The organism is Roseibium sp. AWQ4_290, from assembly GCF_056160985.1.
Window position 1 is genome coordinate 53070 of record NZ_JBSWYG010000020.1, and the last position, 21382, is coordinate 74451.

At 61.7% G+C, this 21382-nt stretch carries 19 protein-coding genes; 4 read left to right on the forward strand and 15 right to left on the reverse strand.

Annotated features, from left to right (window positions below; translation table 11 throughout):
• Nucleotides 1-23: 23 nt before the first annotated feature.
• From ACXAH0_RS19390 to ACXAH0_RS19460, 15 genes are all read right to left on the reverse strand, one after another.
• Nucleotides 24-923, reverse strand: coding sequence for a ribokinase (locus ACXAH0_RS19390; RefSeq protein WP_475194266.1), 900 nt, complete (start codon nt 921-923; stop codon nt 24-26).
• A gap of 18 nt (nt 924-941) precedes the next feature.
• A complete protein-coding gene (gene upp / locus ACXAH0_RS19395; RefSeq protein WP_475177065.1) occupies nt 942-1571 on the reverse strand; it encodes a uracil phosphoribosyltransferase in 630 nt (209 codons plus the stop codon).
• A 65-nt stretch (nt 1572-1636) separates the two neighbouring features.
• Nucleotides 1637-2953: a DUF1688 family protein gene (locus ACXAH0_RS19400; RefSeq protein WP_475194268.1), complete on the reverse strand. Its 1317-nt coding sequence runs from the start codon at nt 2951-2953 to the stop codon at nt 1637-1639.
• Between the two features lie 14 nt (nt 2954-2967).
• Complete coding sequence (locus ACXAH0_RS19405; protein ID WP_475177053.1) at nt 2968-3975, reverse strand: adenosine deaminase; 1008 nt, start codon at nt 3973-3975, stop codon at nt 2968-2970.
• A 105-nt stretch (nt 3976-4080) separates the two neighbouring features.
• The gene (locus ACXAH0_RS19410; protein WP_475177048.1) at nt 4081-5301 is read right to left on the reverse strand and encodes a phosphopentomutase; all 1221 of its coding nucleotides are present in this window, start codon (nt 5299-5301) and stop codon (nt 4081-4083) included.
• 89 nt (nt 5302-5390) lie between these two features.
• The gene (deoA, locus tag ACXAH0_RS19415) at nt 5391-6707 is read right to left on the reverse strand and encodes a thymidine phosphorylase (RefSeq protein ID WP_475194271.1); all 1317 of its coding nucleotides are present in this window, start codon (nt 6705-6707) and stop codon (nt 5391-5393) included.
• A 178-nt stretch (nt 6708-6885) separates the two neighbouring features.
• Nucleotides 6886-7662 (reverse strand): deoxyribose-phosphate aldolase, encoded by a 777-nt coding sequence (deoC, locus tag ACXAH0_RS19420; RefSeq protein WP_475194274.1) that lies wholly within the window; start codon nt 7660-7662, stop codon nt 6886-6888.
• Nucleotides 7655-8467, reverse strand: coding sequence for a purine-nucleoside phosphorylase (locus ACXAH0_RS19425; protein ID WP_475194276.1), 813 nt, complete (start codon nt 8465-8467; stop codon nt 7655-7657). The genes deoC and ACXAH0_RS19425 overlap by 8 nt, the downstream gene beginning before the upstream one ends.
• Before the next feature lie 6 nt (nt 8468-8473).
• Nucleotides 8474-8884 carry a cytidine deaminase gene (locus tag ACXAH0_RS19430; protein WP_475177025.1) on the reverse strand — a complete coding sequence of 137 codons (411 nt, stop codon included), beginning with the start codon at nt 8882-8884 and terminating at the stop codon, nt 8474-8476.
• Nucleotides 8881-9849 (reverse strand): ABC transporter permease, encoded by a 969-nt coding sequence (locus ACXAH0_RS19435; protein ID WP_475194278.1) that lies wholly within the window; start codon nt 9847-9849, stop codon nt 8881-8883. The genes ACXAH0_RS19430 and ACXAH0_RS19435 overlap by 4 nt, the downstream gene beginning before the upstream one ends.
• 2 nt (nt 9850-9851) lie before the next feature.
• Complete coding sequence (locus tag ACXAH0_RS19440) at nt 9852-10958, reverse strand: ABC transporter permease (protein WP_475177016.1); 1107 nt, start codon at nt 10956-10958, stop codon at nt 9852-9854.
• A complete protein-coding gene (locus ACXAH0_RS19445) occupies nt 10955-12508 on the reverse strand; it encodes an ABC transporter ATP-binding protein (RefSeq protein WP_475194282.1) in 1554 nt (517 codons plus the stop codon). Before ACXAH0_RS19445 ends, ACXAH0_RS19440 begins: the two co-directional genes overlap by 4 nt.
• 109 nt (nt 12509-12617) lie before the next feature.
• Nucleotides 12618-13607, reverse strand: coding sequence for a BMP family lipoprotein (locus ACXAH0_RS19450; RefSeq protein WP_475177114.1), 990 nt, complete (start codon nt 13605-13607; stop codon nt 12618-12620).
• Nucleotides 13608-13716: 109 nt separating this feature from the next.
• A complete protein-coding gene (locus ACXAH0_RS19455) occupies nt 13717-14715 on the reverse strand; it encodes a BMP family lipoprotein (RefSeq protein ID WP_475194287.1) in 999 nt (332 codons plus the stop codon).
• Nucleotides 14716-14786: 71 nt separating this feature from the next.
• Nucleotides 14787-15770, reverse strand: coding sequence for a sugar-binding transcriptional regulator (locus ACXAH0_RS19460; RefSeq protein WP_475177006.1), 984 nt, complete (start codon nt 15768-15770; stop codon nt 14787-14789).
• 554 nt (nt 15771-16324) lie between these two features.
• On the opposite strand from ACXAH0_RS19460, the gene ACXAH0_RS19465 reads away from it, so the two are divergent.
• From ACXAH0_RS19465 to hrpB, 4 genes are all read left to right on the forward strand, one after another.
• Complete coding sequence (locus ACXAH0_RS19465; RefSeq protein WP_475177001.1) at nt 16325-17176, forward strand: DUF1194 domain-containing protein; 852 nt, start codon at nt 16325-16327, stop codon at nt 17174-17176.
• A gap of 229 nt (nt 17177-17405) precedes the next feature.
• On the forward strand, nt 17406-17852 hold the full coding sequence (locus ACXAH0_RS19470) for a methylglyoxal synthase (RefSeq protein WP_475176996.1): 447 nt from the start codon (nt 17406-17408) through the stop codon (nt 17850-17852).
• Nucleotides 17849-18889: a glucokinase gene (gene glk, locus ACXAH0_RS19475; RefSeq protein WP_475194290.1), complete on the forward strand. Its 1041-nt coding sequence runs from the start codon at nt 17849-17851 to the stop codon at nt 18887-18889. Before ACXAH0_RS19470 ends, glk begins: the two co-directional genes overlap by 4 nt.
• A gap of 11 nt (nt 18890-18900) precedes the next feature.
• Nucleotides 18901-21372, forward strand: a complete 2472-nt coding sequence (gene hrpB, locus ACXAH0_RS19480) for an ATP-dependent helicase HrpB (RefSeq protein ID WP_475194294.1) — start codon at nt 18901-18903, stop codon at nt 21370-21372.
• The last annotated feature ends 10 nt before the right edge of the window (nt 21373-21382 follow it).

The window sequence follows — 21382 nt, forward strand, 5'->3', positions numbered from 1 at the left end:
CCTTAGCGGCCCGTAAAATCAATTCAGACGATTTGACCTGCCAGCCGGTCAATATCGGCCCTTTGCGGTGCGCTCGACTGGGCGCCGGTCACAGTGCAGGCCAGGGAGCCTGCGGCAACCCCTTCCTTGAGCGCCCGATCAAAAGCTTTACCAGCATCGAGCGCGGCGGCCAGGGCCCCGCAAAAAGCGTCCCCGGCGCCGGTCGTGTCCACGGGATCGACCTTGGGGGCAGACAGGGAAAGACGGTCCGCCCCTCGTCCGGCCCAAACACCCTTGGCACCAAGGGTAACGACAACAGCCTCGAACTCTCCGGCAAGGGCGTCCACAAAGGCGGCCGGCTCTTCTGAATGTCCAAGCCGGGTGGCAATTTCGGCCGCTTCGCTTTCATTCACCACAAGGATGCTGACCTGTTTGAGTGCGGCGGTCAGATCCCCCATCGGAACAGGAGCCGGGTTCCAAACGACCCGGGCCCCGGACCGGCGGGCAGCGGACATGGCCGACACCGCTTCCTTTAGCGGCACTTCGCCTTGAAGCACCAGGAGGTCTGAGGCGGAAAGCGCCCCCTCCAGCCACGCGGCCTCCACCCGGGCATTTGCCCCGCTGGCCACAATGATCTGGTTTTCCCCGGAAGCCTCGATCCCGATCAGGGCGAGACCCGTTGCCCCGGGAAGGCTGCGCACACCGGACAGATCAACGCCCGCCACCTTCAGATTGGCCAGAGCAAGAGCTGCAAAAGCGTCGCCGCCAACCGCGCCGATCATTTTGACCTCAGCCCCGGCCCGGCAGGCCGCGAGCGCCTGATTGGCGCCCTTGCCGCCGGCAAAGGTCTGATGATCCGGGCCGCTGACCGTTTCGCCCGCCGTGGGCAAGCGCTCCACGGCAACCACGAGATCCAGATTAATGGAACCGAAAACCGTAATCATGCATCCGCCATCATAGGGTTATTTGGTGCCATACATGCGGTCACCCGCGTCGCCGAGGCCGGGCACGATGTAGCCCTTCTCGTTGAGCTTCTCGTCAATGGCCGCCGTATAGATCGGAATGTCCGGATGGACTGCGTTGAAATTGGCCACCCCTTCCGGCGCTGCGAGCAGGCACAGGAAGCGGATATTGTTGGCGCCCCGTTCTTTCAGTTTCTGAACAGCGGCAATAGCTGAATTGGCCGTGGCCAGCATCGGGTCAACCACGATAACCAGCCGTTCATTCAGGTCTTCTGGCGCCTTGAAGTAATATTCCACCGGCTGCAGGGTTTCCGGATCGCGGTAAAGACCCACATGGGCAACGCGGGCGGAGGGCACCAGCTCCAGCATGCCTTCCAGAAGGCCGTTCCCGGCCCGCAGCACAGAGGCAAAGACCAGTTTCTTGCCAGCCAGCATCGGCGCCTGCATTTCGGCAAGCGGTGTTTCGATGGTCTGGCGGATCAAAGGCAGGTCCCGGGTCACCTCGTAGCACAACAGGGTGGAGATTTCGCGCAGCAGGCGGCGGAACCCCTGGGTGGACGTTCCCTTGTCGCGCATAATGGTCAGCTTGTGCTGGACCAGCGGGTGACTGATGACGTTGGCTCCGGACATATCTGCCTCTCTTGCATTCAGGTCCCGCAGGAACCGGGACCGGTTTTCATTTTTATGTTCAGGACCTATGCCCCGAACGGCAACCAAAAAACAGCCCCCGGGTTGAGATAACGCCCGAGTTTTTGCACCTCCGGGCCCGATTGCTGCAAAATCCGGTGGCCCAACCGGCTTGTCCCCCCTTCCAGAATACAGGTCAGCGGCAATTGATCCGGCGGCACGTCGAGTTCCTGGCGCAGCAGATCGGCCAGCATGCCGGTCAGGGCAAGGGTGAGCGCGCGCAGTTCAATCATCCGGTCGCGCGCGCCCTCCGCGTCAAGGCTCCCATGGCCAGTGCGCAACTGCAGCACACCGGCGTCCACAAACAGGGCCGCATGGGCGTCATCGGCAGGACCGGTGAGCTGCTCCAGATCCGACACCTCGAAGCCTGCCCAGGCGAAGGGCTCGATCAGGGAATAGACCATATCCTGCGCAGCCAGGTGGAACGGGAACACCTGACGGCTGTCCAGACCGTGCCGCGTGTCGTCAGGCCCTTCGTCGGCCCCTTCTGCAGGTGCTGTCTCAACCTTGGCCACAGAATGGTGAAAACTGTCACCGAGAACGATATCGCCCAACTGCGCCCCGCCCTCCCAGACCGGCGCCAAAGCCCCCAGGAAGAGGTCCAGAATTCCGGCGGCACTGACCACGCCTGCCCCGCTTGCCGCAGCCTGTTTCCACGCCAAAAGCCCCGGCCGGGTTGCCTCGCCTTCAGAAAAGAGATCCGGCCGCAGGGCCAGAGCCTCCCCAAACCGTTTCAGGTGCCTGCGCATGGCCTCCACCAGATCCCTGGCGCTCTCCGGGTCCCATTGCAGCGCAAATGCCAGTTCTTCCGGTTCCAGCCGGATCAAAGTGTCCGCATCCACCCGGTAAGGGTCGCTCATGTCGCTTGAAAACGATCCAGCAGCAAACATATGAAATGCTGCAAGACCTGACGCCTGCGGCCCGCGCACTTTCGTGCCGGTCATCGGGTCCTCATAGACCCAGCCCTCCGGAGACATGGTTTTCATGACGCAGGCAAGACAAGCCAGATCGGCAGCGGAGACCAGCATCTCATCAGCGCTTTCAAACGCCCTGGCCCCGGCCAATGCGCCCCAGCGGTCAAGGCCGTCCGGTTCGAAGGCCCGCCACGCACCATAAGGGGGAATTTGAAAATCCGGATAGGTCTCCTTGGTAATCTCCAGCACGTTCAAAAGAACACCGCCCAGCCGGGAGAGATCCACCCGGGCATGGGCAAGATCCCCCGCCTCCGCCTGTTGCAACAGGGTCTGCGCCCGGCTCAGCACCTCAGCCGGCTTAAACAGCTTGAGCGTGTTTGTGGTGTTCAGATCGTTTTGGGCAATCTCCAAAGGCCCCGTCTCCCTCAGCTCCGGCCGCCGGACTGTTTGGCACTGTCCAGCCTGACCAGAAGTCTCTGTTTTGTTGCCGAATCGCAAAAGGCGGCTTCGATTGCGGTCCGGGTCACGGCCATCTGGTCGTCAAAAGACCAGCCGAAGGTCCCGGCGACCGACGTATATTCCTTGCCCAGCGTGGTGCCGAAAAAAGGCGGATCATCCGAGTTGAGGGTGATCCTTACTCCCGCATTGCGCAGGAGGTTCACCGGATGGAAGCGCAAATGTGTATAGACGCTGAGGGCGATATTCGACCCGGGGCAGACTTCAAGCACCACCTCCTCATCCACGAGTCGTTTCACCAGATCCTTGTCTTCGATGGCCCGCACGCCATGCCCGATACGTTTGACCCTCAGAAATTCCAGGGCCGCGATCACGCTGTCCGGACCGCCAAATTCGCCCGCATGGGCGGTGGTGCCAAGGCCCGCCTCGGCAGCCATCCGGAAAGCCTTGGAAAAATTCGCCGGGTGCCCTGAGCGCTCGTCCCCCGCCAGTCCAAATCCGGTCACAAGCGGATGCGGGTTGCCGACCACCTCCTTGGCCACCCGCTCCACGGACGCAGCGCCGAAATGGCGGACCCCAATGGCGATCATGCGCCCTTCGATGGCTGTATCCGTCTTGGCCCGCTCGATCCCGGCGGCAAGCCCTTCCACATAGGACCGATAGGACAGTCCCGTGGCCTGGGCATGGTCGGGCGAGATGGTGATCTCCCCATAGACCGCCCCTTCAGCGGCCAGCATGCGGAAATAGGTTTCCGACAGCAGGGAATAGTCAGCCGGTGTCTTGAAGACAGAGCTGGAGACATCATAAGCCTTCAGGAAGCTGGTGAAATCGGACCAGATATACTTACCGGCCCCGTCAATCACCTCGGACACGTCCACCCCGTGATGCTCTGCCAGGCGCAGCACCAGACTGGCCGGAGCCGCCCCTTCAATATGGCAATGCAATTCAGCTTTCGGGACGTTTATGGTGTCATTCATCTGTGGCGGACCCTGCCAAGCTGTTTCATCCGGGGACCGCACCGGCCCTCTCGGTCCCCTTTGCGGCGGCGGGACGTGTGACCTGCCCGCTCGTGCCCGCAGACCCTACAAGAAACTTGTCCCGTGGGGACCTTGCGCGATCCGAAGATGCTGCGCAACACTCTCGCCGATATCCGCATAGGTTTTCCGGCCGCCAATGCCCCTGCCGGGAACTCCGGGACCGGTGGCAATGACCGGAACATGCTCGCGCGTATGGTCCGTGCCCTGCCAGGTGGGATCGCAGCCATGGTCCGCAGTCAGGATCAAAAGATCCCCCTCGCGCAGCCGGGCAGTCAGTTCCGGCAGCCGCCGGTCGAAGGCTTCCAGGGCAGCAGCATAACCCGGCACGTCGCGCCGGTGGCCGTAGAGCGAATCAAAATCGATGAAGTTCGAAAAGACCAGATCCCCGTCCCCGGCCATCTCCATGGCCTCCAGCGTCCTGTCAAAGAGCTGATCATTGCCCGCCCCTTTGAGCACTTTGGCCACCCCCTGGTGGGCGAAAATGTCGGAGATCTTGCCGACACCGATCACTGTGCGGCCCGCGTCCGTCAGCCGGTCAAGCAAGGTCGGTTCGGGCGGCAGCACCGAATAGTCGCGCCGGTTAGCCGTGCGCTGGAAAGTTGCGGCTGTCTCTCCCTCAAAGGGGCGCGCGATCACCCGGCCAATTGTGTAGGGATCGGCAAATTCCCGGGTGATTTCACAAAGCTTGTAAAGGTTATCGAGCCCATACTGCGCTTCATGTGCCGCAATCTGAATCACAGAATCAGCGGATGTATAGAAAATCGGCTTGCCCGTGCGCAGGTGCTCTTCACCAAGTTCGGCGATGACCTGCGTACCCGACGCATGCTTGTTGCCCAATATGCCGGTCAGCCCCGCCGCCTCTTTGATCTTCCCGATCAGCTCATCGGGAAAGGCGGGAATGGTCTGGGGGAAATAGCCCCAGTCGAACCGCACCGGCACGCCGGCAATCTCCCAGTGTCCGGAGGGCGTGTCCTTGCCGTTGGACACTTCTGCAGCATAGCCCCACAGGCCGTCCGGCTCCGCCGCATGATCGAGACCGGGCAGGGTCTTTCCCGTCGACAGGCGCCCGGCTGCGCCCAGGCCCAGACGGTCCATGTTCGGCACTTTCAAGAGCCCCTGGCGCAGGCCGTCCCTGTCGCCGTTGCCACGGGCGCATTCTTCGGCAATGTGGCCCAATGTATCGGACCCGGAATCGCCAAAGGCGGCTGCATCTTCAGCTCCGCCAATGCCGAAACTGTCCAGGACGCACAGGATTGCACGGGGCATGGGGTTTCCTCACTTTGTTTTTTGCCGGTTGGTGAAACCGGAGAACGCGCCGGACCCGTCCGGTCCGGCCCCCTATAAACCGGACGCGCTTACGGTGCGATCCGTTCAACCACACTCGGGCGGTCGGGAACAGCGGACGCTGCCCCGATCTGATAAGCGTTGCGCACGGCAATGGCCGCAGCCGCAGCCTCGTCTTCAGAGCGGGCATGAACGATGGCCAGCGGCGCATCCGCATCCACCGTGTTGCCGATCCCGGCCAGATCCGTCAGACCGACGGACGGGTCGATCACATCGGCCGCAGCCCGGCGCCCGCCGCCAAGCGCCACAACCGCCACTCCGACAGCCCGCGCATCCACGCCGGTCACCGTGCCGTCCCGGTCAGCATAGACCGGGGCCTGGACCGGGGCCTTGGCGAGATAGAGCTCGCTTTTTTCCATGAAGTCGGCAGGCCCGCCAAGCGCGTGCACCATCTGGGCAAATTTTTCTGCCGCCTTGCCGCTGTCAAAGGCCTGGCGCATCATTTCAGCCCCGGCATCCGCCGTGGACGCAATCCCGCCGGAGGCCAGCAGCTCCCCGCCCTGGGCAACCGTTACGTCCCACAGGCGATTGTCCACCGCCGTGCCTTTCAGAAAATCGACCGCATTTTGCATTTCAACCGCGTTTCCAGCAGCCGACGCCAGCGGCTCGTTCATGTCGGTCAGGAGGGCGGTTGTCTTCAGGCCCGCCCCATTTGCAACCAGAACCAGGCTCTGGGCAAGCCCGCGGGCCTCGTCGAGCCCGGCCATAAACGCACCGGTGCCCCATTTCACATCCAGCACCAGGCCTTGCAGCCCGGCGGCCAGCTTCTTGGACAGGATCGAGGCGGTGATCAGATCAATGCTCTCCACCGTCGCCGTCACGTCACGGATGGCATAGAAGCGCTTGTCAGCCGGTGCCAGATTGCCGGTCTGACCGATAACCGCGCAGCCGATGTCCTTGACCACTTTCTTGAACAGCAGATTGTCCGGCTGGGTCTGGTAGCCCGGAATGCTATCGAACTTGTCCAGCGTGCCACCAGTATGGCCAAGACCGCGCCCGGAGATCATCGGAACGGCAGCGCCGCAGGCTGCAAGCGCGGGGGCCAGCATAAGCGACACATTGTCCCCGACACCACCGGTGGAATGCTTGTCCAGAACCGGTGCGTCAAGGCCGGTCCAGTCCATAACATCGCCGCTGTCGCGCATGGCCAGCGTCAACGCGACCCTTTCCTCAACACTCAAGCCTTGAAAAAAGACGGCCATCGCCAGGGCAGAAACCTGCCCTTCGGTCACCGAGCCATCGGCGAGCCCTTTGACGAAAAACGCAATTTCGTCTGCGTTCAGGGCGTTCCCGTCACGCTTTTTGCGGATGACTTCCTGCGGCAGCATGTTGTTGTCCTTGTCTTGCAGGTCCCGCCTGTCGGGTGCCCTGTAACAGGCACCTGAAAGGCTCTCGCATCTTGAAATCGAGCAGCATCTTGCCGGCATTGCCATGAGGCCTGAGCGGCCAGCGAGCCGGAGCATGTCCCGTTCAGTACGGGTTCACTCCTTTGGAGTGCGCTGCGCCCTAATATCCTTCTGCAGCCCTCATATCCTTGCCTTCGATGGTGGCAATCAGCGCGTCCAGAAGGCCGCTCGCCCCAAAACGGAATGTGGATGTGGAGACCCAGTTGTGCCCCATGATCCTGTCCGCCAGGGCCAGATAGGCTTCCGCATCTTCGCTTGTGCGGATTCCGCCGGCGGGTTTGAAACCGATGACCCGTCCGGTGTGGTCCCGGCGGGCTTCTTCCAGCACCGTGAGCATGATCTCGGCGGCCTCAAGCGTCGCGTTGACGGCCACCTTGCCAGTTGAGGTTTTGATGAAATCCGCCCCGGCTGCAACCGCCATGTTCGAAGCGGCGTGGATCAGAAGCGGATCCTTGATCTCGCCCGTTTCCAGAATGACTTTCAGGAGGACCGGATCGGGAATGGCTGCCTTCACCCGCACGATCTGCTCTTCGGCATAACCCTTGCGCCCTTCGGCAAAGGCCCGATACGCCATGACAAGGTCGACCTCGTCCGCGCCGTCGGCAATCGCCTGTTCAGTTTCGGCCACAACGGCCGTGGTATCCTCGCCTCCTTGCGGGAAGTTGACGACGGTCGCGACCTTGACACCGGTTCCGGTCAGTTCCCGGACCGCCTGGGCCACGAAACGCGGCCACACACACACAGCGGCGACAGAGCCGTGATCGGTCACGGTCCGGCTGGTCAGTTTGGTCACATCCCCGCCGGAGCAATCGTCATTCAGATTGGTCAGATCCACCAGGCCAAGAGCCCGCTTGGCGTTTTCAATCCTGTCACTCATCGCCAATTTCCTTCACAAACGCGCGCACAAGCTGTTTCATGCGTTCCATGCCCTTCAGGGCAACAGCCTTGGTTTCGTCATGGGACAGTGCGTGGGTCTGCATACCGGCCCCGTAATTGGTGATGATCGATATGGCGGCCACGCGCAACCCCAGGAACCGGGCCAGAATCACTTCGGGAACCGTCGACATGCCGACCGCATCGGCGCCCAGGATCTTGGCCATGCGGATCTCTGCCGGTGTTTCGAAAGAAGGGCCGGAAAACCACATATAGACGCCTTCGGCGATGGCATCGCCCGTTTCTGTGGCCACCTTTTTCATGGCGGACCGCAAGTCCGGATCATAGGCCGCGCTCACGTCCAGAAAGCGCTTTTCGCTCTCTTCACCGATCAGTGGATTCTTGCCCGACCAGTTGATGTGATCGGAAATCAGCATGGGCGATCCGGGAGCAACCTCCTCGCGCAGGGAGCCCGCAGCATTGGTGGCCAGCAGCACCTCGCAGCCAAGCTCTTTCAGCGTTTCCACCGGCGTGCGCATAATGGCCGGGTTGCCGCTTTCATAATAATGCGCCCGCCCGGACAGGATCACCACCGGCACCCCGGCCAGCGACCCCGCCACCAGTTCGCTGGAATGGGAGGTCACGGTCGAGACCGGGAAATCCGCCAGACGCGCATAGGGAATACGCACGGCATCTTCCACCTCTTCTGCCAGCGCGCCGAGCCCCGACCCCAAAATCATGCCAATCTTGTAAGAGCCCTTGCGGGCAGCGCGGACAATGTCCGCACATTCACGGCCGTACCCAGTCATGGCGGGTCAGTCCTTCTTGTCGTCTTGTGTGTCTTCCAGTTCAAATGCGGCCGGCAGCAGTTCTTCCAGCGTGAAACTGCGCTTGATGCCGTTCAGATCCGCAACGTGAACCACAAGGTTTTTCGTTCCGAATTCGGCGAACCTCTGGCGGCACATGCCGCAGGGCGTGCACAGGGCCGCGTCGCCAATCACCACCGCTTCTTCGATTTGACGGTGGCCTGCCGCGATCATAGCACTGACAGCGCCCCCTTCGGCACAGACACTGACCGGATAGGACGCATTTTCCACGTTGCAGCCGGTAAAGACCGTACCGTCCGGCGTGCGGAACGCGGCCCCGACCAGAAAATTCGAATAGGGCGCATAGGCCTTCTCCCGGACCGCCTTGGCGGCCTCGAACAAGGCATCCAGATCGCTCATGACCGCTCCTTCAGATAGGGAATACCCGCCGCCTTTGGCGGGATCGCCTTGCCGATGAACCCGGCCAGCAGGATCACGGTCAGAATATAGGGCAGAGCCTGGAAAAGCTGGACCGGGATTTCTCCAATGCCCGGAACTTCCTGCCCCTGCATGCGGATGGCCAGCGCATCCAGAAAGCCGAACAGAAGACAGGTGAGCATGGCACTGGCCGGACGCCACTTGGCGAAGATCAGCGCGGCCAGCGCAATGAAGCCCTTGCCCGCAGTCATGTTGACCCCGAAGCCCGCCCCCTGGGCAATGGACAGATAAGCCCCCGCAAAGCCGCACAGGGCACCACAGGCAATCACGGCCCGATAGCGCAGCCAAAGGACCGAAATACCTGCCGTGTCGACGGCAGCCGGATTTTCCCCGACCGCGCGCAGGCGCAGGCCAAAACGGGTGCGGAACAGAACCCACCAGGTGAAGGGCACCGCCAGAAACGCCACATAGACCAAGATATTATGACCGGACAGAAGCTCATAGTAGACCGGGCCGAGAACAGGCACGTCGCGCACCTGATCGGCAAAGGGCAAGGTGATTTCCGTGAAACGGCCGCCCTGCGGCAGCGCCGGGGTCCGGCCGCCCTGCCGGAACCAGGACTGGCCCAGAAGCGCCGTCAGCCCGGCGGCCAGAAAATTGATCGCCACCCCGGAAACAATCTGGTTGCCCCGGTTGGAAATCGAGGCAAAGCCATGCAGCAGACCCAGCGCCACAGCAACGGCGATGCCTGCCAGCAGGCCCAGCCAGGCATTAGCGGTGAGATAGGCCACTGCCCCGGCGCCAAAAGCCGCGCCCAGCATCTTGCCCTCCAGGCCGATATCGACCACACCGGCGCGTTCTGAATAGAGCCCGGCCAGACAGGCCAGCAGGAGGGGCGTTGACAGGCGGACGGTGGAATCGAGGATCAGAATGAAATCTTCAAACATGATTACGCCTCCTTCGCCTGCAGGGGCTGGGCTGGGGTGAACAGCCGGATGATCGCCGGGCGGAACATGTATTCCAGCGCCCCGGCAAACAGGATCACCAGCCCCTGGATGACGATAATCATGTCGCGGGTGATGTTCGGCATTTCAAAGGAAAGTTCCGCGCCGCCCTGGTAGAGCATGCCGAACAAGATGGCGGCCAGAACAATACCGACCGGATGCGCCCGGCCCATCAGCGCCACCGCGATGCCGACAAAGCCGTAACCGGTGACGAAGTCGATCAGCAGCCGGTTCTGGGACCCCATGATTTCGTTGATCGCCATCATGCCGGCGAGCCCGCCGGAAATCAGCATGGTGATCACGATCGTGCGCACCGGCGGGATGCCCGCATAGACCGCGGCCGTGGCATTGGCTCCGAAAGACCGGATTTCAAAGCCGAGCCGGGTCCGCCAGATCAAAAGCCAGACCAGAACGCAGGCCGCCAGCGCGATGAACAGCGACAGGTTGACCGGCGCATAACCGAAGCCGAAAGACGGGAACAGGTCATTGAGGAACGGCAGCCGCCCGCCGGCTTCAAAGGTGCGTGTTTCCGGCTGCATGGAGCCATGTTCCTTCAGCACCCCGTTGAGGAGATAGACCATCAGCGAAGAGGCAATGAAGTTGAACATGATGGTGGTGATGACCACATGGCTGCCGCGCGTTGCCTGCAGCCAGGCCGGGATGAGGGCCCAGGCAGCGCCCGCTGCAGCAGAGCCGAGAATGGCAAAGGGCAGCGTCACATACCAGGGTACATACCGGTCCAGCGCCAGACAGGCAATCGCGACCCCAAGGCCGCCCACATAGGCCTGCCCTTCCCCGCCGATATTGAAGAGACCTGCATGGAAGGCAACGGCCACGGCCAGGCCGGTGAAGATGAAGTTGGTGGCGTAAAACAGCGTGAAGCCGATACCTTCACCATAGCCGAGCGATCCCCAGACAAGGATCTCAACCGCATCCAGCGGGTTCTCGCCGATCAGGATCACGACGAGCCCGGACACGAGAAAGGCCGCGGCCAGGTTCAAAAAAGGGATCAGACCGAGGTCGACCCAGCGAGGCAACTGGCCCTGTGTCATTGCACATTTTCCTCTTGTGGCTGTTGACCCTTGTCGACACCGGCCATGAGAAGGCCGAGGTCGCCTTCTTCCGCGTTGGCGCCGCGCTCGCCAACAATGCGGCCGTCAAACATGACCAGCACCCGGTCGGCCAGGGCGCGGATCTCGTCAAGTTCCACGGAGACCAGCAGGATGCCCTTGCCAGCGTCGCGCAGTTCGACCAGCCGTTTATGGATGAATTCAATGGCGCCGATATCGACCCCGCGGGTCGGCTGGCCCACCAGAAGCACCTCCGGATCGCGCTCGATTTCCCGGGCCAGAACGATCTTCTGCTGGTTTCCACCGGAGAAGTTCGCGGTCTTCAGCATCGGATTGGGGGGCCGGATGTCGTATTTTTCGATTTCGGCCACCGCATTTTTCTTGATGGCCTGCAGGTCCATGAACGGCCCTTTCGCATAGACCGGGTCCCGGTGATAGCCGAGAATGGAATTCTCGTATTCGGTGAAGCTGTTGATCAGGCCCATACGGTGACGGTCTTCCGGAACGTGGCCAAGGCTTCTGGCACGCATGTCGGCGGCATCCAGCGTGCTGGTGCCCAGATCGATGACTTCCCCGCCCAGGGTCATCGTGCCCGACGAGGCCCGCCGGATACCCGACACCGTCTCCAGCAGTTCCGACTGACCATTGCCCGAGACACCGGCAATGCCGACAATCTCCCCGGCCCGCACGCAAAAGGACACATCCTTGACCACCTGCACACCGCGAGCGTCGGTCACGGTCAGGTTCTGGATGTCCAGAACCGGCTGTTTCGGCTCGGCAGGAACCTTGTCAACCTGGAGCAGCACCGAGCGGCCGACCATAAGCTCCGCAAGTTGCTCCATGGAGGTGTCAGCCGTCTCGACCGTTGCCACCATCTCGCCCCGGCGCATCACCGAGACCGTGTCGGTCACGGCCATGATCTCGCGCAGCTTGTGGGTGATCAGGAGAACCGTCTTGCCTTCGTCTTTCAGGACTTTCAGGATCTTGAACAGGTGGTCGGCTTCGGCCGGGGTCAGAACACCGGTCGGCTCGTCCAGGATCAGAATCTCGGCGCTGCGGTAGAGCGCCTTGAGGATCTCGACCCGCTGTTGCAGGCCCACCGGCAGATCCTGAACCAGCGCGTCCGGATCGACGCGCAGCTCATATTCGTCTTCAAGGCGCTTCAGTTCGGTGCGGGCCCGGGCCAGGCCTCCGGCGAGCATGGCGCTGTCCTCAGCGCCGAGCACCACATTTTCCAGAACGGAGAAATTGTCGACCAGCATGAAGTGCTGGTGCACCATGCCGATTCCCATGGTGATCGCGGCCTTGGAATCGGGGATCGTGACCGTGCGGCCATCGACGCAAATGTCGCCATCATCGGCCTGATAAAAGCCGTAGAGGATGGACATGAGCGTCGATTTGCCCGCGCCGTTTTCCCCGATGATCCCGTGAATGGAGCCCTTTTTCACCACAAGGTCGATATCCTTGTTGGCGTGAACCGGGCCAAAGCGCTTGTTGATCTTGCGCAGTTCGATCGCCGGCGTTTCGCTCATGCCTTCCCCCAGGCGTGACGTCTGCTCTTTGCCATTGTTGTTGTCCCTGTCGGCGCTTTTTTTGATCGCGCTGTTTTTCTCGGCTCTTGTCCGGTTTCTTTGCCCGGTCCTAGAACGGGCACGGCCCGTCGCTTACAACATCATGAACCTTGATGTGTCCTTCAGAGATTGCGGCCACCGCCGCATCCGCTGCTGTCTCCATCTCTTTGGAAATCAGCCGCGCATTGTTACCGTCCAGCACCCAGTCCATGCCGCCATCGGCCAGACCGAGCACCTTGACACCCGATGTGAAGCTGCCGTTTCGAGCCGACTGGAAACTGTCATAGACCGCATTGTCGACCCGCTTGCGGATGGAGGTCAGAACATGGCCCGGATGCAGGCCGTTCTGGTTGCTGTCCGTGCCGATGCCAAGCACGCCCTCATCGGTGGCCGCCTGAAGGACGCCAAGACCGGTGCCGCCAGCGGCCTGAATGATGACATCAGCGCCGCGCTTGATCTGGCCGAGCGCAAGCTCGCCACCCCGCACGGGATCAACAAAGGCCGCCGGCGTGTCGCCTGCCATGTTGAACAGGACCTTGATCTTCGGATTGACCGACAATGCCCCTTGTTTGTAGCCGCACAGAAAGCGGCGGATGATCGGGATATCCATGCCGCCGACAAAGCCGATCGTGCCGCTTTTCGACGCCATGGCCGCCAGAAGGCCGCCAATATAGGCGCCTTCCTGCTCCTTGAAGACATAGGAGCGCACATTGGGCTGCTCGACGACCATGTCCACAAGGGCAAATTTCGTGTCCGGAAAGTCTGGCGCCACCTGATTGAGCGCATTGGCCTGGTTGAAGCCGATCGCCACGACCGGCTCATTGCCGCGGCTGGCAAAGTTGCGCAGGGCCTGAAGGCTCTGGGAATCCCGCTCCAGCTCAAATTCCCGCACGCTGTCACCGGTTTCTTTGCGGAAGCGCTCGACACCGGTATAGGCGCTTTCATTGAACGAACCGTCGAATTTCCCGCCGACCGAATACACAATGGCCGGATCGGCCAGCGCAGGCAACACGCCCCCAACACTGCCAGCCAGCACCACAGCAAGAATACATGTTTTCAAATCGATCATACGGTCCCCCAGCAGCTTGAAAAAATCCGGCGGCAGTCATGATTTGGAAAGCGGCCTCCGCGCAGCAAGGCGCGAAGGCCGGGATTGTCTCTAATCTGCCTTAAAACGTGCAGGAATCATCGGACATGTAGTCGTGAACCTTGATCTCGCCGGAGATGATCTTCTGGGTTGCCTCTTCGACAGCCGCTTTCATTTCGTCGGTGACCAGCTCGGCATTGTTTTCATCCAGAGCCCAGTCCACACCGCCTTCCTTCAGGCCGAGAACTTCAAAGCCGGACGACCAGGTGTCGTTTTCCGCGTCTTCAAACGCCTGATAGACAGCAATATCGACACGCTTGAGCATGGAGGTCAGGACGGAGCCCGGATGCAGGCCGTTCTGGTTGCTGTCCACGCCGATGCCCAGCTTGCCCGCGTCGGCTGCGGCCTGAAGCACACCAATGCCGGTGCCGCCGGCTGCGTGATAGACAACATCCGCACCCCGGTCGAACTGGGATTTGGCAAGCTCGCCGCCCTTGACCGGGTCATTCCAGGCAGCACCGGTGGTGCCGGTCATGTTTTCAAAGACTTCCGCATCCGGATTGGCTGCCAGAACACCCTGCTTGTAGCCGCAGGCGAATTTGCGGATCAGCGGAATGTCCATGCCGCCAACAAAGCCCAGCTTGCCGGTTTCAGAGGCCATGGCGCCCAGCATGCCGACAATGTAAGAGCCCTCATGTTCCTTGAACAGAATGGAGCGCACATTCGGCAGATCGACGACCATGTCGACAATGGCGAATTGGGTGTCCGGGAATTCCTTGGCGACTTTCTCAACCGCATTGGCCTGGGAGAAGCCGATGGCCACGATCGGATTCATGCCGCGCTTGGCGAAGTTGCGCAGCGCCTGTTCGCGCTGGCTGTCATTCTGGATTTCGAAGTCCCGGTATTCGATGCCGTAGTCCTGCTTGAACTTTTCAGCGCCGTTATAGGCCCCTTCGTTGAACGACTTGTCGAACCGGCCACCCAGATCATAAAGCACGGCTGGCTTGGTATCAGCCGATGCGCTTGCGATAGACAAGGCCAGTCCGGCGAGTGCCGTGCCGATGGTTAGAAACTTTTTCACTTTTATGTCCTCCGACATTGCAGGGGCCAGTCCCGTTCGACCGGCCCGTTTCCCCTCGTGACCCAGCCGCCTCACGCCGACTGTGCCAGTTGCAGTCCGGCCCGGGACCTGAGAGCCCTTGCCAGGGTCTCGTCGGCCACCAGGTCGGTGATGACACCGGTGCGCAATGCAGCGAGCGTGGCATCCACCTTGCTCTCTCCACCCACCAGCGCAATGACACGGCGCCCGCGCACTTCATCAAAGTGCAGTCCGACGGCACAATCGCCGAGGGAATTGGGTGCCAGCTTTCCTTCAATCGTCAAAAATCGGCCCATCAAATCACAGACCGCGCCGCATGACATCAACTCTTCCTGTTCCTGCTTGGAAATCATGCCGCGCTGGACCAGATGCCCCTCGTTCTCGACCGACCCGATGCCGATAAGAACCGCATCGGACTGGCGCGCCCGCTCCATCAGGTCCTGAACGCTGCGCTGCGACAGGAACAAAGCTTTTTCGTCCGGCGTCTCGGTGAAATAGGGCACGGGCAGGAAATAGCCGATCCCGCCGGTCCGCTCCTGCATCTTCTGGACGATATCGTAAGGATTTGCCGCCAGGGTTCGCGTCAGCGACCCGCAGATCGACATGATTTCAAGATCCGGACGGGCCGCCTTCGGCAGCGCCTCGACAGCCGCTGTCAGGGTCATGCCCATGCCGACCCCAAGCCGCTTCACGCTTGCCCCGGTCAAAAGCCCGGTCAGGAACTGGGAGGCAGCGGCGGCAACGGACCGCAAGTTGCTGTCCTCATCGCCACTGCCAAGATCCGGCGCGACGATGCAATTGGACAGTTTGAAATGGCGGGACAGATCTTCTTCGAGCTGAAGGCATTCCATCGGCCGCCCATCAACCTGGAATTTCACATATCCGGATTTTTGGGCGTGGGCGATCAGGCGGTGTACCTTGGCAGGCGAAACACCGAGCTGGGACGCGATCTCTCCTTGCGTCCGCCCTCCCACAAAGGAAAGCCAGGCCGCCCGGATGGCCATATAGGATGTCCAATCGTCTTCACCCGCCTGCATCCGGCCCCGACACCTTCCCCTCAAACCGGCAGAAGATGCGTCTCTTCCACCCCTGTTCTGCGTCCTCTCCCGGCGGAGAGTGATTCGTTTTCGGACCTCTTCATTGCCGGAGAGCCGAAAAATTCTTCACCTTGTGAGAATTTCTTCAGATCATGACCAGCCAGTCTTTTGCCGTCAACCCGAAAAACAGCTGAATTTTGGGCAAATTGCTGCATTCCTGGGCATCAACCCTGTCCCCTGACAACTTTTCATAGCGGCAAAATTTGCCTAGCCGGACTGCAATCCTCCGGAGATCCGGCAAAAATTGCCGAACTATCCGGCACTTATTTCCTATCTGTGGATTTACGCACTCCGTGCGCATTTGATTTTGCCAGATAAATTAAAATCCTGTAGATTTGGCACATGGCTTGCAAAGTAAAACTCCAAGCTAAGACAAGGCATCTTTGCCAGCCTAAGCAGGAATAACGAGGACTATAAAGAAGACTGATAGAACAATAAAATAAAACTGGGGAGACGTGGCAACGCGGCTGAAAGGCCGACAAAAGGAGAAAAAAATGCGTCTCGACATCAAGACCAACTGTGCACTGACAGTAGCGACGATACTGTCCTTTATAATAACGGCGACTTGGAACGCCGCCCCCGCCGAGGCCCGCGATGGCCGTCTGGCGCGGACTGCCTCGATGCAGTATTCGTACAATCCAGCCAATGAAGTGGACGTGGAACTCGTCCTGGCTGTCGACATCTCTCAATCGATGGACACGGAAGAGCAGGAAATCCAGCGTGCGGGCTATGTCGCAGCCCTGACCTCCCGGGAATTCCTCGACGCCATCCAGGTCGGTCCGATCGGGCGGGTTGCCGTGACCTATATGGAATGGGGCGGTGTCGATGAACATTTCATTGTGGCCGACTGGACCGTGGTGCAGGACGCAACGTCTGCTGCGCAATTCGCGTCCATGATTGAAGAAGCCCCACTCCGGCAGGTCCAGCGGACCTCGATCGCCTCGGCCCTGGAAAAGTCGGTCGAACTGGTCAACACCAACCAGTATGTCGGCCTGCGCCGCGTGATCGATATTTCCGGCGACGGCCCCAATAACCAGGGCGGCTCTGTCACCGAAATGCGCGACCGCATGGTCGCCTCCGGGGTCACCATCAATGGCTTGCCGCTGATGATGAAGTCGAACAAGAACACCTGGCAGGCAATGCTCAATCTCGATCACTACTATGAAGACTGCGTGATCGGCGGTCCGGGCTCCTTTGCTATCCCGGTGCGCTCCAAGGAAGGGTTCGCCGATGCCATCCGGATGAAACTGGTTCTGGAGATCGCCGGTCTTCACCTCAATGAACCGGATCCCTACTTCCAGCGCGTGTCCGGACGCGAGCCCGTGCGCTGCAACTTATTTGACTGACCAAGCCACGTTTACTCTCCTTCACCTGCCGTGTTCCTCCCCATCGGAACACGGCTTTTTCTTTGCCTGCTCTTGAATCTCCTCAACCATGCGTGCAAGCGGAGGAACGCCCGCCTGCACCCTTCCCTCCGGTTTTGCAGGTTTCGGTCCCCTCCCTGATAACATCCTTTGCGCGTTGCTGACTTTACGGCTAATACCAAGTCCGTTGCCCTTACAAAAAGGAACCGCAATGCCCGACATGCCCACGCTCGCGCTTGTTGCCCATGATGCCAAAAAAGACGTGATGGTCGATTTTGCCCGCCGCCACCGGGAGAAGCTGGCCGGCTTTCATCTGGTATCCACCGGCACAACCGGTGGTCGCGTTCTCGAGGCCTGTCCGGAACTCGATCTGACCCGGCTCAAAAGCGGCCCCTTGGGAGGCGATCAGCAGATCGGTGCAATGATCGCCGAAGGCAGGCTGCAGGGTCTTTTGTTTTTTGTCGATCCCCTGTCACCCATGCCCCATGATGTGGATGTGAAGGCCTTGATGCGCCTGGCGCTGGTCTATGACATTCCGATGGCTCTCAACGAGACCACCGCTGACATTCTGCTGCGCTCGGCCCGGCTCAAGGGCCTGCAAACCACCTCAGATACGCCCGAAGTCGGTACCCGAGAGGCGGGCCGCGCCGGATCATGACCCTTTCCAAACGCTCCCGGACCTTTTCCTATCCTGTTCTGGTGGCCGATATCGGCGGCACCAATGCCCGTTTTGCCCTGGTTGACAATCCAGAGGCCCCAACCCGCATGTGCGGCAAAACCGCGACAGCTGATCACAAGGATATTTCCAGCGCCGTCCGCGCCGTTGTCTATCCGGACGCGCAGACGAACCCCAGAACTGCCATCATTGCCGTTGCGGGGCCCGTGACCGGAAATGCCATCGCACTGACCAATGCGGCCTGGGTGATTGAACCCTTGAAATTGATTTCCGATCTCGGGATCGAGGAAGTTATCGTGCTCAACGATTTTGAGGCCCAGGCGCTCGCCCTGCCCGGCTATGAAGGCGCGGATATCGAGCAGATCGGACCCGGCGCTATCCGCCCCGAAAGTGCAAAATTCGTGCTCGGTCCGGGCACCGGGCTCGGTGCGGCCTCCATGATCCATGCCTCCAGCACCTGGGTGCCCGTGCCCGGCGAAGGCGGTCATGTCGAACTGGGACCGGTGACGCCTGAAGACATGGTCATCTGGCCCTTCATCGAGCGGGTCGGCGGGCGCATCGGCGCAGAGCAGCTTCTGTCCGGCAGCGGCCTTCCCCGGCTGGCCCGGGCGGTGAGCCAATGGATGACACTCGACCGGTCCTTTGAGACTGCCGCCAGCATCACCAGTGCCGCCGGGGACAATGATCCTGTGGCGGTCAAGACCCTGGAAGTCTTTGCGCGCTGCCTGGGCCGGGTCGCCGGAGACTGTGCCCTGACCGTTCTGGCCCGGGGCGGCGTCTATCTGACCGGCGGCGTCACCCCCCGCATTGCCCGGTTTCTGACCGGGGACGGTTTCCGGGCAGCCTTCGAAGCCAAGGCACCCCATGAGGCTTTGATGGCCCGGATCCCGACCTTTATTGTCCGCCATCCGGACCCGGCGCTGGAAGGACTGGCCTCCTTTGCCCGCCAGCCCGGCGCTTTTTCGGTCAACACCCATGAGCGGCAATGGAAAGCCGCCGCCAGCCCCGCATCCGCCTGAGCCTCCCTGCCATGACGGTACCTCGCTCCTTTGCCGTGCCGCTGCCCATTGATGGCGTTCTGCCGGATCTCCTGCGCACGCTGGACAGCCATAGCAATGCGGTTCTGGTAGCGGAGCCTGGAGCCGGCAAGACGACCCGTGTGCCGCTGGCCCTGCTGGACGCGGACTGGCGGGCAGACGGGCGCATTCTGGTGCTGGAACCCCGCCGCCTTGCCGCCCGGGCCGCCGCCCGCCGCATGGCCCAGGAGCTGGGGGAGCGGCCCGGAGAGACGGTCGGCTACCGGGTGCGCATGGAAACCAAGGTCAGCGTCCGCACCCGGATCGAGGTGATCACCGAAGGTGTGTTCACAAGACTGATCCTTGATGACCCCGAACTGACCGGCGTTGCAGCCATTCTCTTTGACGAATTTCACGAACGCTCCCTGGACGGGGATCTCGGGCTGGCGCTCGCCCTTGATGTACAATCGGCCCTGCGCGAAGATCTGCGGCTTGTGCCCATGTCCGCCACCCTTGACGCTGCCAGCATTGCCAGGCTGCTCGGGGACGCTCCGGTCCTGGAAAGCAAGGGGCGCAGTTTCCCGGTGGAGACCCGCTATCTCGGCCGCGATCCGAAGGCCCGGATCGAACCGCAAGTGGCCCGCGCCGTCAGCAAGGCCGTGCAGGAGGAGACTGGCTCGCTGCTGGTGTTCCTGCCCGGTCAGGGGGAAATCAAACGCACCGCTGACCTTCTGGCCGGTTCTGTGCCTCAGGACTGCCAGATCGCCCCGCTCTTCGGTGGTCTCGATGCCAAGACCCAGGATGCGGCGATCCGCCCCGCAGGGCCCGGCCAGCGCAAGATCGTGCTGGCCAGCGCCATCGCCCAGACCTCGCTCACTATTGAAGGGGTGCGGGTTGTGATCGATAGCGGACTGGCCCGGGTGCCCCGCTATGAGCCCCAGACCGGCCTGACCCGGCTGGAAACGGTCCGGGTCTCACGGGCCTCCGCCGACCAGCGCAGGGGCCGGGCCGGACGGACGGAGCCGGGCGTGTGCTACCGGCTTTGGGATGAAGCCCAGACCGCCGCACTTCCTGCGAATGAAGCTCCGGAAATTCTGGAAGCCGATCTGACCGGCCTTGTGCTGGATCTGGCTGCCTGGGGCACACTGGACCCGGCGGTGCTGGCCTTTGCCGATCCGCCGCCAGACGCTGCATGGAGCGAAGCCAAGAACCTTCTGAAAGACCTTCACGGCCTGAATGCGGCTGGCCATTTGACCGGACAAGGCAAGGCGCTGGCCAAGCTGCCGCTGCATCCCCGGCTGGCGCATATGGTGCTGGAGGGCTGCCGCCAGGGGCTTGGCTATACCGCTGCGCTGATCGCTCTGGTCCTGTCGGAACCCGGCCTTGGCGGCCGCGATCCGGACCTCAAGACAAGATTGCGCTGTCTGCTTCAGGACAAAAGTCAGCGGGCAAAGGACGGACGGGCTCTGGCCAGCCGCTGGCTGGCCCTGGCCGGTGGACGTGGCACGCAGACCGATCTGGACAGCGCTGGCGCCCTGCTGGCCCTGGCCTATCCCGACCGGGTCGCCCAGGCCCGCGGCCAGACCGGCCGGTTCCGCCTTGCCAATGGCCGGGGCGCCGAACTGAACCCCACCCATGGGCTCGCCGGGGAGCGGTTTTTGACCGTTGCCGACATTCAGGGCAAGGCCGCCGGCGGCCGCATTCAGCTTTGTGCGCAAATCAGCCGGGACGAGATTGAAACGCTTTTTTCAGACGCCATCCTGGAAGAAGATCTGGTCGAGCTGACCGGAGACGGGGCTTTGAAGGCCCGCAGGGTGACCCGCTACAAAGCGGTGGAGCTGCAGTCGGCGGCGGTTGGCACGCCAGATCCGGCGGCGGTTGAAACAGCGCTGATCAAGGCGATCCGTCGCAGGGGCACCAGCCGCCTGCCCTGGAGCAAGGACCAGGTCCGGCTGCGAAAACGGGCGGCCTATGCCCGTGAGACCGGCACTGCCGCCCTGCCTGACCTGAGCGATCCTCATCTGACCGCTACGCTGGAGGAGTGGCTCCAGCCCTTCCTGTCCGGGCTGACCAGTCTTGCCGCGGTGGATTCCGCCCTGCTCGGCACTGCCTTGTCTGCGCTTTTGCCCTATGACGCCATGACGCAGCTCGACGCCCTTGCGCCCTCTCACTTTAAGGCGCCCACCGGCAGCAAGGTGCCGATTGACTATGGGGCCGCCGCAGGTCCGACCCTGTCGATCCAGGTGCAGGAACTCTTTGGCCTCAAGGACCATCCAAACCTGTGCGGCGGCAGCCTGCCGCTGATCCTGGAACTTCTGTCCCCCGCCCAGCGGCCTATCCAGATCACCAGGGATCTGCCCGGTTTCTGGGCCGGGTCCTGGGCGGACGTGAAAGCGGATATGAAAGGCCGCTATCCCAAACACCCCTGGCCGGATGATCCGACCGCGGCCGAGGCAACCCGGCGCGCGAAGCCGCGGGGCACCTGACTTCAAAAAC

Excerpts from the sequence above, each read along its gene's own strand:
- deoA (WP_475194271.1), bottom strand. The coding sequence starts at position 6,707 with ATGCTGCCGCAGGAAGTCATCCGCAAAAAGCGTGACGGGAACGCCCTG.
- ACXAH0_RS19445 (WP_475194282.1), bottom strand. The coding sequence starts at position 12,508 with ATGAGCGAAACGCCGGCGATCGAACTGCGCAAGATCAACAAGCGCTTT.
- ACXAH0_RS19390 (WP_475194266.1), bottom strand. The coding sequence starts at position 923 with ATGATTACGGTTTTCGGTTCCATTAATCTGGATCTCGTGGTTGCCGTG.
- ACXAH0_RS19425 (WP_475194276.1), bottom strand. The coding sequence starts at position 8,467 with ATGACTGGGTACGGCCGTGAATGTGCGGACATTGTCCGCGCTGCCCGC.
- ACXAH0_RS19465 (WP_475177001.1), top strand. The coding sequence starts at position 16,325 with ATGCGTCTCGACATCAAGACCAACTGTGCACTGACAGTAGCGACGATA.
- ACXAH0_RS19410 (WP_475177048.1), bottom strand. The coding sequence starts at position 5,301 with ATGCCCCGTGCAATCCTGTGCGTCCTGGACAGTTTCGGCATTGGCGGA.
- ACXAH0_RS19440 (WP_475177016.1), bottom strand. The coding sequence starts at position 10,958 with ATGACACAGGGCCAGTTGCCTCGCTGGGTCGACCTCGGTCTGATCCCT.
- ACXAH0_RS19405 (WP_475177053.1), bottom strand. The coding sequence starts at position 3,975 with ATGAATGACACCATAAACGTCCCGAAAGCTGAATTGCATTGCCATATT.
- ACXAH0_RS19430 (WP_475177025.1), bottom strand. The coding sequence starts at position 8,884 with ATGAGCGATCTGGATGCCTTGTTCGAGGCCGCCAAGGCGGTCCGGGAG.
- hrpB (WP_475194294.1), top strand. The coding sequence starts at position 18,901 with ATGACGGTACCTCGCTCCTTTGCCGTGCCGCTGCCCATTGATGGCGTT.
- deoC (WP_475194274.1), bottom strand. The coding sequence starts at position 7,662 with ATGAGTGACAGGATTGAAAACGCCAAGCGGGCTCTTGGCCTGGTGGAT.
- ACXAH0_RS19460 (WP_475177006.1), bottom strand. The coding sequence starts at position 15,770 with ATGCAGGCGGGTGAAGACGATTGGACATCCTATATGGCCATCCGGGCG.
- ACXAH0_RS19470 (WP_475176996.1), top strand. The coding sequence starts at position 17,406 with ATGCCCGACATGCCCACGCTCGCGCTTGTTGCCCATGATGCCAAAAAA.
- ACXAH0_RS19435 (WP_475194278.1), bottom strand. The coding sequence starts at position 9,849 with ATGTTTGAAGATTTCATTCTGATCCTCGATTCCACCGTCCGCCTGTCA.
- glk (WP_475194290.1), top strand. The coding sequence starts at position 17,849 with ATGACCCTTTCCAAACGCTCCCGGACCTTTTCCTATCCTGTTCTGGTG.
- upp (WP_475177065.1), bottom strand. The coding sequence starts at position 1,571 with ATGTCCGGAGCCAACGTCATCAGTCACCCGCTGGTCCAGCACAAGCTG.